The sequence below is a fragment of the Staphylococcus sp. M0911 genome (assembly GCF_003491325.1).
GTDB classification, from domain to species: domain Bacteria; phylum Bacillota; class Bacilli; order Staphylococcales; family Staphylococcaceae; genus Staphylococcus; species Staphylococcus warneri_A.
On the sequence record NZ_CP022881.1, the window covers coordinates 2,233,942 to 2,247,985 of the forward strand.

The 14,044-nt window shown below is 41.9% G+C and carries 6 protein-coding genes, 8 tRNA genes and 5 rRNA genes; all 19 read right to left on the reverse strand.

All coding sequences use genetic code 11. From position 1 onward, the window contains the following. Positions 1-13: 13 nt before the first annotated feature. The 19 genes from ssp1_RS10855 to hslO all read right to left on the reverse strand — a co-directional run bounded on the left by ssp1_RS10855 (position 14) and on the right by hslO (position 13,830). Positions 14-1,566, reverse strand: a 16S ribosomal RNA gene (locus ssp1_RS10855). 227 nt (positions 1,567-1,793) lie between these two features. Then, positions 1,794-1,908, reverse strand: a 5S ribosomal RNA gene (gene rrf / locus ssp1_RS10860). 70 nt (positions 1,909-1,978) lie between these two features. After that, a 23S ribosomal RNA gene (locus ssp1_RS10865) occupies positions 1,979-4,899 on the reverse strand. 380 nt (positions 4,900-5,279) lie between these two features. Beyond that, a 16S ribosomal RNA gene (locus ssp1_RS10870) occupies positions 5,280-6,832 on the reverse strand. Positions 6,833-6,953: 121 nt separating this feature from the next. Continuing rightward, a tRNA-Ala gene (locus ssp1_RS10875) sits at positions 6,954-7,029 on the reverse strand. 14 nt (positions 7,030-7,043) lie between these two features. Next, positions 7,044-7,117 (reverse strand) — tRNA-Pro (locus tag ssp1_RS10880). Positions 7,118-7,139: 22 nt separating this feature from the next. Continuing rightward, positions 7,140-7,216: transfer RNA gene (locus ssp1_RS10885), tRNA-Arg, on the reverse strand. 10 nt (positions 7,217-7,226) lie between these two features. Then, a tRNA-Leu gene (locus ssp1_RS10890) sits at positions 7,227-7,315 on the reverse strand. 7 nt (positions 7,316-7,322) lie between these two features. Continuing rightward, positions 7,323-7,397: transfer RNA gene (locus ssp1_RS10895), tRNA-Gly, on the reverse strand. A gap of 34 nt (positions 7,398-7,431) precedes the next feature. Then, positions 7,432-7,504 (reverse strand) — tRNA-Lys (locus tag ssp1_RS10900). Positions 7,505-7,510: 6 nt separating this feature from the next. After that, positions 7,511-7,586: transfer RNA gene (locus ssp1_RS10905), tRNA-Thr, on the reverse strand. Between the two features lie 7 nt (positions 7,587-7,593). Beyond that, a tRNA-Val gene (locus ssp1_RS10910) sits at positions 7,594-7,669 on the reverse strand. Between the two features lie 11 nt (positions 7,670-7,680). Further along, positions 7,681-7,795: ribosomal RNA gene (rrf, locus tag ssp1_RS10915) — 5S ribosomal RNA — on the reverse strand. The 16S, 23S and 5S rRNA genes sit together here with 8 tRNA genes alongside, the layout of an rRNA operon. A 395-nt stretch (positions 7,796-8,190) precedes the next feature. After that, positions 8,191-9,678 carry a lysine--tRNA ligase gene (gene lysS, locus ssp1_RS10920; RefSeq protein ID WP_107533001.1) on the reverse strand — a complete coding sequence of 496 codons (1,488 nt, stop codon included), beginning with the start codon at positions 9,676-9,678 and terminating at the stop codon, positions 8,191-8,193. A gap of 332 nt (positions 9,679-10,010) precedes the next feature. Beyond that, positions 10,011-10,490, reverse strand: a complete 480-nt coding sequence (gene folK / locus ssp1_RS10925) for a 2-amino-4-hydroxy-6-hydroxymethyldihydropteridine diphosphokinase (RefSeq protein WP_075778442.1) — start codon at positions 10,488-10,490, stop codon at positions 10,011-10,013. After that, positions 10,491-10,856, reverse strand: coding sequence for a dihydroneopterin aldolase (folB, locus tag ssp1_RS10930; protein WP_002451749.1), 366 nt, complete (start codon positions 10,854-10,856; stop codon positions 10,491-10,493). It lies immediately after the preceding gene. Continuing rightward, complete coding sequence (folP, locus tag ssp1_RS10935) at positions 10,834-11,637, reverse strand: dihydropteroate synthase (protein ID WP_002451748.1); 804 nt, start codon at positions 11,635-11,637, stop codon at positions 10,834-10,836. Before folP ends, folB begins: the two co-directional genes overlap by 23 nt. A 207-nt stretch (positions 11,638-11,844) precedes the next feature. Further along, positions 11,845-12,777 (reverse strand): cysteine synthase A, encoded by a 933-nt coding sequence (cysK, locus tag ssp1_RS10940; protein WP_002465696.1) that lies wholly within the window; start codon positions 12,775-12,777, stop codon positions 11,845-11,847. Positions 12,778-12,948: 171 nt separating this feature from the next. Then, entirely contained in the window at positions 12,949-13,830 is an 882-nt protein-coding gene (gene hslO, locus ssp1_RS10945) for an Hsp33 family molecular chaperone HslO (RefSeq protein ID WP_002451746.1), read from the reverse strand. Positions 13,831-14,044 lie beyond the last annotated feature (214 nt).

A 14,044-nucleotide genomic window follows, 5' to 3' on the forward strand; every position in this document is an offset into this window, starting at 1 on the left:
AATATATCCTTAGAAAGGAGGTGATCCAGCCGCACCTTCCGATACGGCTACCTTGTTACGACTTCACCCCAATCATTTGTCCCACCTTCGACGGCTAGCTCCATAAATGGTTACTCCACCGGCTTCGGGTGTTACAAACTCTCGTGGTGTGACGGGCGGTGTGTACAAGACCCGGGAACGTATTCACCGTAGCATGCTGATCTACGATTACTAGCGATTCCAGCTTCATGTAGTCGAGTTGCAGACTACAATCCGAACTGAGAACAACTTTATGGGATTTGCTTGACCTCGCGGTTTAGCTGCCCTTTGTATTGTCCATTGTAGCACGTGTGTAGCCCAAATCATAAGGGGCATGATGATTTGACGTCATCCCCACCTTCCTCCGGTTTGTCACCGGCAGTCAACTTAGAGTGCCCAACTTAATGATGGCAACTAAGCTTAAGGGTTGCGCTCGTTGCGGGACTTAACCCAACATCTCACGACACGAGCTGACGACAACCATGCACCACCTGTCACTTTGTCCCCCGAAGGGGAAAACTCTATCTCTAGAGCAGTCAAAGGATGTCAAGATTTGGTAAGGTTCTTCGCGTTGCTTCGAATTAAACCACATGCTCCACCGCTTGTGCGGGTCCCCGTCAATTCCTTTGAGTTTCAACCTTGCGGTCGTACTCCCCAGGCGGAGTGCTTAATGCGTTAGCTGCAGCACTAAGGGGCGGAAACCCCCTAACACTTAGCACTCATCGTTTACGGCGTGGACTACCAGGGTATCTAATCCTGTTTGATCCCCACGCTTTCGCACATCAGCGTCAGTTACAGACCAGAAAGTCGCCTTCGCCACTGGTGTTCCTCCATATCTCTGCGCATTTCACCGCTACACATGGAATTCCACTTTCCTCTTCTGCACTCAAGTTTTCCAGTTTCCAATGACCCTCCACGGTTGAGCCGTGGGCTTTCACATCAGACTTAAAAAACCGCCTACGCGCGCTTTACGCCCAATAATTCCGGATAACGCTTGCCACCTACGTATTACCGCGGCTGCTGGCACGTAGTTAGCCGTGGCTTTCTGATCAGGTACCGTCAAGATGTGCACAGTTACTTACACATTTGTTCTTCCCTGATAACAGAGTTTTACGATCCGAAGACCTTCATCACTCACGCGGCGTTGCTCCGTCAGGCTTTCGCCCATTGCGGAAGATTCCCTACTGCTGCCTCCCGTAGGAGTCTGGACCGTGTCTCAGTTCCAGTGTGGCCGATCACCCTCTCAGGTCGGCTACGTATCGTTGCCTTGGTAAGCCGTTACCTTACCAACTAGCTAATACGGCGCGGATCCATCTATAAGTGACAGCAAAGCCGCCTTTCACTATTGAACCATGCGGTTCAATATGTTATCCGGTATTAGCTCCGGTTTCCCGAAGTTATCCCAGTCTTATAGGTAGGTTATCCACGTGTTACTCACCCGTCCGCCGCTAACGTCAAAGGAGCAAGCTCCTTATCTGTTCGCTCGACTTGCATGTATTAGGCACGCCGCCAGCGTTCATCCTGAGCCAGGATCAAACTCTCCATAAAAAATTATGATGTTTGATTAGCTCATAAAACTAAATTAATTGTTGTAACTTTCGTTACATTATTGGAATTAACGTTGACATATTGTCATTCAGTTTTCAATGTTCATTTCTTTTACCGACAAGAATTAATTATACGCTTTATTAACTCGAAAGTCAACAACTTTTTATAAATAATTTTTATCGTATATACCTCACAAAAAAATGACCTCACGGCCAAATATAGGTATTGCCTGGCAACGTCCTACTCTAGCGGAACGTTAGTCCGACTACCATCGGCGCTAAGGAGCTTAACTTCTGTGTTCGGCATGGGAACAGGTGTGACCTCCTTGCCATTGTCACCAGACAAATGGAATGTATTATACATTCAAAACTAGATAGTAAGTAAAATGATTTTGCGTCGCAAAACATAAATTTTGATTAAGTCTTCGATCGATTAGTATTCGTCAGCTCCACGTGTCACCACGCTTCCACCTCGAACCTATTAACCTCATCATCTTTGAGGGATCTTATAACCGAAGTTGGGAAATCTCATCTTGAGGGGGGCTTCATGCTTAGATGCTTTCAGCACTTATCCCGTCCATACATAGCTACCCAGCTATGCCGTTGGCACGACAACTGGTACACCAGAGGTATGTCCATCCCGGTCCTCTCGTACTAAGGACAGCTCCTCTCAAATTTCCTACGCCCACGACGGATAGGGACCGAACTGTCTCACGACGTTCTGAACCCAGCTCGCGTACCGCTTTAATGGGCGAACAGCCCAACCCTTGGGACCGACTACAGCCCCAGGATGCGATGAGCCGACATCGAGGTGCCAAACCTCCCCGTCGATGTGAACTCTTGGGGGAGATAAGCCTGTTATCCCCGGGGTAGCTTTTATCCGTTGAGCGATGGCCCTTCCATGCGGAACCACCGGATCACTAAGTCCGTCTTTCGACCCTGCTCGACTTGTAAGTCTCGCAGTCAAGCTCCCTTATGCCTTTACACTCTATGAATGATTTCCAACCATTCTGAGGGAACCTTTGAGCGCCTCCGTTACCTTTTAGGAGGCGACCGCCCCAGTCAAACTGCCCACCTGACACTGTCTCCCACCACGATAAGTGGTGCGGGTTAGAAAGCCAACACAGCTAGGGTAGTATCCCACCAATGCCTCCACGTAAGCTAGCGCTCACGTTTCAAAGGCTCCTACCTATCCTGTACAAGCTGTGCCGAATTTCAATATCAGGCTACAGTAAAGCTCCACGGGGTCTTTCCGTCCTGTCGCGGGTAACCTGCATCTTCACAGGTACTATGATTTCACCGAGTCTCTCGTTGAGACAGTGCCCAAATCGTTACGCCTTTCGTGCGGGTCGGAACTTACCCGACAAGGAATTTCGCTACCTTAGGACCGTTATAGTTACGGCCGCCGTTTACTGGGGCTTCGATTCGTAGCTTCGCAGAAGCTAACTACTCCTCTTAACCTTCCAGCACCGGGCAGGCGTCAGCCCCTATACATCACCTTACGGTTTAGCAGAGACCTGTGTTTTTGATAAACAGTCGCTTGGGCCTATTCACTGCGGCTCTTCTGGGCGTTAACCCTAAAGAGCACCCCTTCTCCCGAAGTTACGGGGTCATTTTGCCGAGTTCCTTAACGAGAGTTCGCTCGCTCACCTTAGAATTCTCATCTTGACTACCTGTGTCGGTTTGCGGTACGGGCACCTGTTATCTATCTAGAGGCTTTTCTTGGCAGTGTGAAATCAACGACTCGAGGAAACAATTTCCTCTCCCCATCACAGCTTGACCTTATGAGTGCCGGATTTGCCTAACACTCAGTCTTACTGCTTGGACGTGCAATCCAATAGCACGCTTCGCCTATCCTACTGCGTCCCCCATCGTTTAAAACGATACTAGGTGGTACAGGAATATCAACCTGTTATCCATCGCCTACGCCTGTCGGCCTCAGCTTAGGACCCGACTAACCCAGAGCGGACGAGCCTTCCTCTGGAAACCTTAGTCAATCGGTGGACGGGATTCTCACCCGTCTTTCGCTACTCACACCGGCATTCTCACTTCTAAGCGCTCCACATGTCCTTGCGATCATGCTTCGACGCCCTTAGAACGCTCTCCTACCATTGTCCTACGGACAATCCACAGCTTCGGTAATATGTTTAGCCCCGGTACATTTTCGGCGCAGTGTCACTCGACTAGTGAGCTATTACGCACTCTTTAAATGATGGCTGCTTCTAAGCCAACATCCTAGTTGTCTGGGCAACGCCACATCCTTTTCCACTTAACATATATTTTGGGACCTTAGCTGGTGGTCTGGGCTGTTTCCCTTTCGAACACGGACCTTATCACCCATGTTCTGACTCCCAAGTTAAATTGATTGGCATTCGGAGTTTGTCTGAATTCGGTAACCCGAGAAGGGCCCCTCGTCCAAACAGTGCTCTACCTCCAATAATCATAACTTGAGGCTAGCCCTAAAGCTATTTCGGAGAGAACCAGCTATCTCCAAGTTCGATTGGAATTTCTCCGCTACCCTCAGTTCATCCGCTCACTTTTCAACGTAAGTCGGTTCGGTCCTCCATTCAGTGTTACCTGAACTTCAACCTGACCAAGGGTAGATCACCTGGTTTCGGGTCTACGACCAAATACTAAACGCCCTATTCAGACTCGCTTTCGCTACGGCTCCACATTAGCTGCTTAACCTTGCATCAAATCGTAACTCGCCGGTTCATTCTACAAAAGGCACGCCATCACCCATTAACGGGCTCTGACTACTTGTAAGCACACGGTTTCAAGTTCTCTTTCACTCCCCTTCCGGGGTACTTTTCACCTTTCCCTCACGGTACTGGTTCACTATCGGTCACTAGAGAGTATTTAGCCTTAGGAGATGGTCCTCCCAGATTCCGACGGAATTTCACGTGCTCCGTCGTACTCAGGATCCACTCAAGAGAGTATATATTTTCGACTACAGGATTATTACCTTCTTTGATTCAACTTTCCAGATGATTCGTCTAATATATACTTTTGTAACTCCGTATAGAGTGTCCTACAACCCCAACAAGCAAGCTTGTTGGTTTGGGCTCTTCCCGTTTCGCTCGCCGCTACTCAGGGAATCGATTTTTCTTTCTCTTCCTCCGGGTACTAAGATGTTTCAGTTCTCCGGGTCTGCCTTCTGATATGCTATGTATTCACATATCGATAACATGACATAACTCATGTTGGGTTTCCCCATTCGGAAATCTCTGGATCAACGCTTACTTACAGCTCCCCAAAGCATATCGTCGTTAGTAACGTCCTTCATCGGCTTCTAGTGCCAAGGCATCCACCGTGCGCCCTTAATAACTTAATCTATGTTTCCATCCTACAGGAAACGCGTTATTAATCTTGTGAGTGTTCTTTCGAACACTAGCGATTATTTCTTATGAATTCAAGCTTTAAAACTCTAATTCACTCGGTTTTGCTTGGTAAAATCTATTTTACTTACTTATCTAGTTTTCAATGTACAAGTTCTATTTCTAGTCAAGCGTTTGCATACTGCTTTGTTATCATTACTTTAAATACCCATTTACTCTAGTAAACTCCGCTTTAAAGTAACTCAACGCATTGTCTGCGAATCGCTTTCTTTGAAAAAGAAGATATGTTGAATGCTGTATAAACATTCAAAACTGAATACAATATGTCAATGTTATTCCTTCATCTTCTACGAAGATGTTCCGAATATATCCTTAGAAAGGAGGTGATCCAGCCGCACCTTCCGATACGGCTACCTTGTTACGACTTCACCCCAATCATTTGTCCCACCTTCGACGGCTAGCTCCATAAATGGTTACTCCACCGGCTTCGGGTGTTACAAACTCTCGTGGTGTGACGGGCGGTGTGTACAAGACCCGGGAACGTATTCACCGTAGCATGCTGATCTACGATTACTAGCGATTCCAGCTTCATGTAGTCGAGTTGCAGACTACAATCCGAACTGAGAACAACTTTATGGGATTTGCTTGACCTCGCGGTTTAGCTGCCCTTTGTATTGTCCATTGTAGCACGTGTGTAGCCCAAATCATAAGGGGCATGATGATTTGACGTCATCCCCACCTTCCTCCGGTTTGTCACCGGCAGTCAACTTAGAGTGCCCAACTTAATGATGGCAACTAAGCTTAAGGGTTGCGCTCGTTGCGGGACTTAACCCAACATCTCACGACACGAGCTGACGACAACCATGCACCACCTGTCACTTTGTCCCCCGAAGGGGAAAACTCTATCTCTAGAGCAGTCAAAGGATGTCAAGATTTGGTAAGGTTCTTCGCGTTGCTTCGAATTAAACCACATGCTCCACCGCTTGTGCGGGTCCCCGTCAATTCCTTTGAGTTTCAACCTTGCGGTCGTACTCCCCAGGCGGAGTGCTTAATGCGTTAGCTGCAGCACTAAGGGGCGGAAACCCCCTAACACTTAGCACTCATCGTTTACGGCGTGGACTACCAGGGTATCTAATCCTGTTTGATCCCCACGCTTTCGCACATCAGCGTCAGTTACAGACCAGAAAGTCGCCTTCGCCACTGGTGTTCCTCCATATCTCTGCGCATTTCACCGCTACACATGGAATTCCACTTTCCTCTTCTGCACTCAAGTTTTCCAGTTTCCAATGACCCTCCACGGTTGAGCCGTGGGCTTTCACATCAGACTTAAAAAACCGCCTACGCGCGCTTTACGCCCAATAATTCCGGATAACGCTTGCCACCTACGTATTACCGCGGCTGCTGGCACGTAGTTAGCCGTGGCTTTCTGATCAGGTACCGTCAAGATGTGCACAGTTACTTACACATTTGTTCTTCCCTGATAACAGAGTTTTACGATCCGAAGACCTTCATCACTCACGCGGCGTTGCTCCGTCAGGCTTTCGCCCATTGCGGAAGATTCCCTACTGCTGCCTCCCGTAGGAGTCTGGACCGTGTCTCAGTTCCAGTGTGGCCGATCACCCTCTCAGGTCGGCTACGTATCGTTGCCTTGGTAAGCCGTTACCTTACCAACTAGCTAATACGGCGCGGATCCATCTATAAGTGACAGCAAAGCCGCCTTTCACTATTGAACCATGCGGTTCAATATGTTATCCGGTATTAGCTCCGGTTTCCCGAAGTTATCCCAGTCTTATAGGTAGGTTATCCACGTGTTACTCACCCGTCCGCCGCTAACGTCAAAGGAGCAAGCTCCTTATCTGTTCGCTCGACTTGCATGTATTAGGCACGCCGCCAGCGTTCATCCTGAGCCAGGATCAAACTCTCCATAAAAAATTATGATGTTTGATTAGCTCATAAAACTAAATTAATTGTTGTAACTTTCGTTACATTATTGGAATTAACGTTGACATATTGTCATTCAGTTTTCAATGTTCATTGTTGAAATAAATAATGGTGGAGACTAGCGGGATCGAACCGCTGACCTCCTGCGTGCAAAGCAGGCGCTCTCCCAGCTGAGCTAAGCCCCCATTTTTTTAAGAAGTCGGGAAGACAGGATTCGAACCTGCGACCCCTTGGTCCCAAACCAAGTGCTCTACCAAGCTGAGCTACTTCCCGTATGTAGTTATGTTCTTTAAAATGGCGCGCCCGATAGGAGTCGAACCCATAACCTCTTGATCCGTAGTCAAACGCTCTATCCAGTTGAGCTACGGGCGCTTATTAAAGATGGTGCCGAGGACCGGAATCGAACCGGTACGGTGATCTCTCACCGCAGGATTTTAAGTCCTGTGCGTCTGCCAGTTCCGCCACCCCGGCAAAATAATGGAGCAGAAGACGGGATTCGAACCCGCGACCCCGACCTTGGCAAGGTCGTATTCTACCGCTGAACTACTTCTGCATTATTTCGCTTAAAATTATAAATAAAATCGTAATGAGCCATAGAGGATTCGAACCTCTGACCCTCTGATTAAAAGTCAGATGCTCTACCAACTGAGCTAATGGCTCAAAAGATGGTGCCGGCCAGAGGACTTGAACCCCCAACCTACTGATTACAAGTCAGTTGCTCTACCAATTGAGCTAGGCCGGCTATTAAATGGTGGAGAATGACGGGTTCGAACCGCCGACCCTCTGCTTGTAAGGCAGATGCTCTCCCAGCTGAGCTAATTCTCCTGTTATCTATTGCCTGGCAACGTCCTACTCTAGCGGAACGTTAGTCCGACTACCATCGGCGCTAAAGAGCTTAACTTCTGTGTTCGGCATGGGAACAGGTGTGACCTCTTTGCTATTGCCACCAGACAAATTAACTTACTTTATTAATAATACACGTTTGTTAACAACATTTCAATAGTTAATTTTACACTTTGTTAAAATTAATTTTACATTTCGTTAACCAAACTACGTGTTTTTGACGACTTTTATATATTACTTCATTTACTTAAGAAAGTCAACAGATTATTTTCATTTTTTTCGAAAGACGGAATTTCAATTCCTACGTCTTTTCCACTTGATCTATTCTACCACATATCACTTTCCTAAACTATAGGTATTATTACTTTCTATCAGTAAATAAGTTACTTTTACTTATCAAAAGTAACATTTATTTAAGAAAAAAATTAATTTCATCTCACTTTTTCAACAATTAGATTACATAAAAACACCAATCACAATTGTGATTGGTGTTTATCGATATATTATTTTTGTCTCATATAAGGGAATAATAATACGTCTCTAATTGATGGTGAATCAGTTAATAACATAACTAATCTATCAATTCCGATTCCTAGACCACCTGTAGGAGGCATACCATATTCTAATGCTTCGATATAATCTTCATCCATTTCATGTGCTTCATCATTACCTTGCTCTTTTTCAACTAATTGAGCTTCAAAACGTTCTTTTTGATCGATAGGGTCATTAAGCTCAGTAAAGGCATTAGCATGTTCTCTTCCTACGATAAACAATTCAAATCTATCTGTAAATCTAGGATCTTCCGGATTTTTCTTAGCTAACGGTGATATATCAATTGGATGACCATATATGAATGTTGGTTGAATTAATGTCTCTTCTACTTTTTGCTCAAAGAATTCATTTAAAATATGACCATATTTCATATTGTCAGTAATTTCAATTCCATGTTCCTTTGCCAATGCTTTAGCTTCTTCATCAGATTTCACATTATAGAAATCTACACCTGTAGCTTCTTTAACTGCATCAACAATGTGTAATCTTTTCCATGATGATTCTAAATCAATCTCAGTTCCATTATATTGAACCTTAGCTGATCCAAGTACTTCTTGAGCAATATGTCTAACCATTGATTCTGTTAAATCCATTATATCATGGTAATCTGCATATGCTTCATACAATTCAATCATTGTAAATTCAGGGTTATGTCGTGTAGATACGCCTTCATTACGGAATACGCGACCAATTTCGTATACTTTTTCTAATCCGCCTACGATTAAACGTTTTAAATGCAATTCGATAGCTATACGCATATACAAAGTAGCGTCTAATGCATTATGGTGTGTCACAAATGGTCTAGCAGCAGCCCCTCCAGCGATTTGATGCATCATTGGTGTTTCTACTTCTAAGAAACCTTTTTGATTTAGATAATTACGCATTTCTTGAATGATTTTACTACGATTAATAAATGTTCGTGTACTATCTTGATTTGTAATTAAATCTAAATAACGTTGACGATAACGTTGTTCTATATCTTGTAATCCGTGGAATTTATCTGGTAATGGTCTTAAAGCTTTAGTTAATAGTGTAAATGATTTCGCTTTAACCGATAATTCACCAGTATTAGTTTTAAACATTACACCTTCAACACCGACAATATCCCCTAAATCGGCATGTTTCCATAAATCAAATTGTTCTTCTCCAATTTGATCTTTTCTAACATAAATTTGAATTTGTCCTGATAAGTCTTGAACATGTGCAAATCCTGCTTTACCTTTTCCACGTTTAGTCATAATACGACCTGCTATCGCAACATGACTTTCTTCTTCTTTTTCATGTAATTCTTCTTTTGAGAATTCGTCCCAAGCTGATTTTAATTCTGCTGCTGAAGCAGAACGATCGTATCTTTGACCAAATGGATCAATTCCTAAATCTCTTAATTCTTGTAGTTTTTGGCGGCGCACCTGCATTTGGTCATTCATTTCTTCTGACATAACTTTCTCTCCTTTTGCTTCTTGTTTTTCAATTATTTATTTTATACATTTTGTTAGAAATGTTTAGGTATATCAATCATTTCTCTTGTTCTTAGAGACACTCTTATTCCCTCTATCGTCCACTCTAAATATAACGATGCCAAGAAGCGTGTTAAATCTTTTCATAACATCTATCTTCCCACCATCTCATTTTACTAAACGGCAATGTTCTAATAAAGTATTTACTTCTTTGCCTTTAACTGTTAAACCTTAATCTATTTAAAAAAACAACTAGAATTAAATAATTTAAGTCACTATGTAGTGTCTCACATCATCAATCTCTTCGTTACTCATTAAGACATATATCTTTTAACAGTACTATCTGCTGTTACTAAATTTTCAATCAATCTTTGGGAACGGGGTTCAATATGTTTCGATGCAATATCATTCAATGGAATAAGCACAAAAGCGCGTTCAACCATTCTCGGATGAGGAATGATTAGATTATCTTCTTCAATGATTTCATTTCCATACAGTAAAATATCAACATCTAGCGTTCTAGGCCCCCATCGAATCTTCCTTACACGGTGAAGTGCTTGCTCTGTTTCTAAACATCGCTTTAATAATTCTTGAGGTTTTAATGTTGTCTCTATTTCTATACATAAGTTAAGAAACTGAGGTTGATCAGTGTAACCAACTGGCTCTGTTTCATAGATAGGAGATACAGATGTAACATCAATATGTTGAAATCGGTCGATAATTTGGATAGCTTGTTGTAACTGATGTGCTCTATCACCCATATTACTTCCCAAGCCTAAATACGCTTTAACCATTTAATGACGCTCCCTCACTATTTCGATACCTACCCCATCGTAATGTCCGGGTATCGGAGGATTTTCTTTAGTTATTCTAACTTTCGTTTCCATTACACGATTATAGTGTGAATTTATACGTTTGGCAATACGTTCTGCTAGATGTTCGAGCAAATTAGAGGGGGCACCTTCAACAATCTCTTTAACATCCTCAAAGACTTCTCCATAATGTACCGTGTCTCTTACATCATCTGATTGACCAGCATCATGTAAATCTACTTTCAAAGTAATATCTACAATGAATATTTGACCTATTTCATTTTCTGCTGGCAATGCACCGTGATAACCATAAAATCGCATTCCATTAAGAAATATGATGTCGTTCATTTTCATTCTCCTTTAGAAAATCCATGCCTTGTGCAATACGTGAATTAAGTTTAACATTATGTACTCTCACAGCTTGAACGCCCTTCATTATACCATAAGCAGTTGTCGCTGCAGTAGCTTCATCCCTTTCAATAGCTTTTGTATCTCCACCTATCATTTCTTTAATGAATCTTTTACGACTAGTAGCCAATAGAATCGGGTAATCTGTTGCAACTAACTCATCTAGTCGAGCCATCACTTCGTTTTCTTCATCTCTAGTTTTAGCAAACCCTATACCAGGATCTAGCCAAATTTTAGACTGTGGGATACCTGCCATTTCTGCTTTATTAGCTTGTGCTAATAGGGTAACAAGCATTTCATCTACAACAGGCTTATCTCTTTCACCATCCCCATTGTGCATTAGAACAATTTCCGCATCATATTGAGCAACAACATTCAATATTTTAGGATCGTACAAACCCGCCCATTGGTCATTAATCATTGTAGCACCTAACTTCAAACAAGCTTCTGCTACTTCACTTCTATATGTATCAATTGATATTTGTACATTAAGCTCTATCAATGCTTCAACAACTGGCACAACTCTATTCAACTCTTCTTCTAGGGTAACTTCTTGATATCCAGGTCGTGTTGAAACACCACCTACATCCACTATATCAACACCTTCATCCACCATTTCTTTTGCTCTCGAAACTGCTTTTTCAACAGAATTATATTTCCCACCATCTGAAAATGAATCTGGCGTTACATTAAGTATGCCCATAATTTTAGTTTTTGACATTTAATCACCTTTTCTATATTGAAATATTTCATGCATTTTCATATCACTTACTATGATATCACTACTTTCAAGATAATTTCAGTGGTAAAAATCAAATAACTTACTCTAAATAACAGTTAAAATGAATTGACTATACTAATACACATATCATCAAATATAAAAAAGCGAAGTCGATTTATCCCGACTTCGCTTTGGTAGCTTCTATAATTAGTCATCAAATGAGTATAAAGGTGTGGATAAGTAACGTTCACCATTACTTGGTAATACTGTTACTACTGTTTTACCTTTACCCAGTTCTTTGGCTTTTTGAATAGCTGCATGGATAGCTGCACCAGAAGAAATACCTGATAAAATACCTTCTTCTTTTGCAACACGTCGTGCCATTTCCATAGCAGTTTCGTTGCCTACTTTAATAATACTATCGTAAATGTCAGTATTTAACGTATCCGGAACAAATCCAGCACCTAAACCTTGTAATTTATGTGGTCCTGGTTCTCCACCACTTAGCACTGGTGATGCTTCTGGTTCGATAGCAACTATTTCAATATCTGGGTATTGTTGTCTTAAAACTTTACCTACACCAGATAACGTGCCTCCAGTACCTACGCCAGCTAAGAAAGCGTCGATTGTTTTACCTTCAAACTGTTCAACTAATTCTGGACCAGTTGTAAGTTCATGAACTTCAGGGTTCGCTGGGTTTTCGAATTGTTGTGGTTCAAAGTAACCATGCTCTTCTTTAAGTTCTTTAGCTTTTTTAATTGCACCTTTCATTGCTTCTGAGCCAGGTGTTAATACTAGTTCTGCACCATATGCTTTTAATAAGTTACGACGCTCTTGACTCATTGTTTCAGGCATTGTGAACACTGCCTTGTAACCTTTAGCTGCACATACAAATGCTAAACCAATACCTGTGTTACCACTTGTCGGCTCCACAATAGTATCTCCAGGTTTGATTTTTCCTTCTTTTTCAGCTTTTTCAATCATAGCTAAAGCTATACGGTCTTTAACTGAACCACCTGGATTTTGATATTCTAATTTAACGTAAATATCTGCCGCATCTTCATCAACAACGTTTCTCAATTTAACTACTGGTGTGTTACCAATAATTTGCGTAATGTTTTCTACTGGTTTTTGTGCCATTCCAAACACTCCTTATAGATAGAATTAATAAAACTTAGTCTTTTTATCGGATATTTATATTCTATCAGAATTTTCTAAAAAAACAAATGTATCCTACAAAATCTAATGCACATTTATCGACATACGTTTAATAAATTCCCTATTTTAATTTATTATAAACTTCTGTTGATTTTATGCCATGGATTCTAATAATTGATTAAGCTCTGTTTCACTATAATTGTATTTATTACCACAGAAATGACAAACTGCTTCTGCACCATGATCTTCTTGAATCATATCTGTAATTTCTGCTTCGCCTAACCCTTTAATAGCATTCAAGAATTTTTCATGGCTACAATTACATTCAAATTGTGCAGGTGATGTTTCTAAAATTTGGACATGCTCTTCTCCTAGAATTTCATTTAAAATTCCTTCAGGTGTCAATCCTTGCTCAATTAGCTTAGATACTGGTGTCATTTGATTAATTGCTTCTTCTAATTTACTGATTGTTTCTTCTTTGGCACCAGGCATCACTTGAATAATGAATCCGCCCGCTGCTTTAATCGTATTATCTGGGTTAACAAGTACACCTAAACCAACAGAAGATGGCGTTTGTTCACTTGTTGCATAATAGTACGTAAAATCTTCTCCTAGTTCCCCTGATACTATTGGACTTGAACCAGAAAAATAATCTTTCATTCCTACATCCTTAACTACTTGAATCGAACCCTCTGTCCCTACAGCTCTTCTAACATCTAATTTACCTTGTTCATTTAATGGGAAATGTGTTTGTGGATGATCTACATAGGCACGTACATTACCTTTTGCATCTGCATCTGCGATAATTCTGCCAATAGGACCACGACCATCGACTGTTACAGTTAATTTTTGATCTCCTTTAAGCATTGCTCCCATCATTACGGTAGCAGTCATCGTTCTTCCCATTGCGGCTGAAGCAGTTGGCCACGTATAGTGTCTTGTTTGAGCTTCCTGTACTGATTCTGTTGTTAATGTTGCATATGCTCTAATTTCACCGTCAAACGCTAGTGCTTTAACAATATAGTCATGTGTCATTATTATATTACTCCTTTATATATCTTTACGATGCTTCGTTTCTTTTAATCAATATCATTTTCGAATAACTATTATACATCTGTTGTTTATTTTCATGAAATGATTTGTTTCAAGATCATTTTGGCTATTTGTTTATTTAAAAAGTATTTATAAAAATATACTTCACATATTTATACAAAAATATCTCCCTACTATATGGGTGATAGTAGGGAGA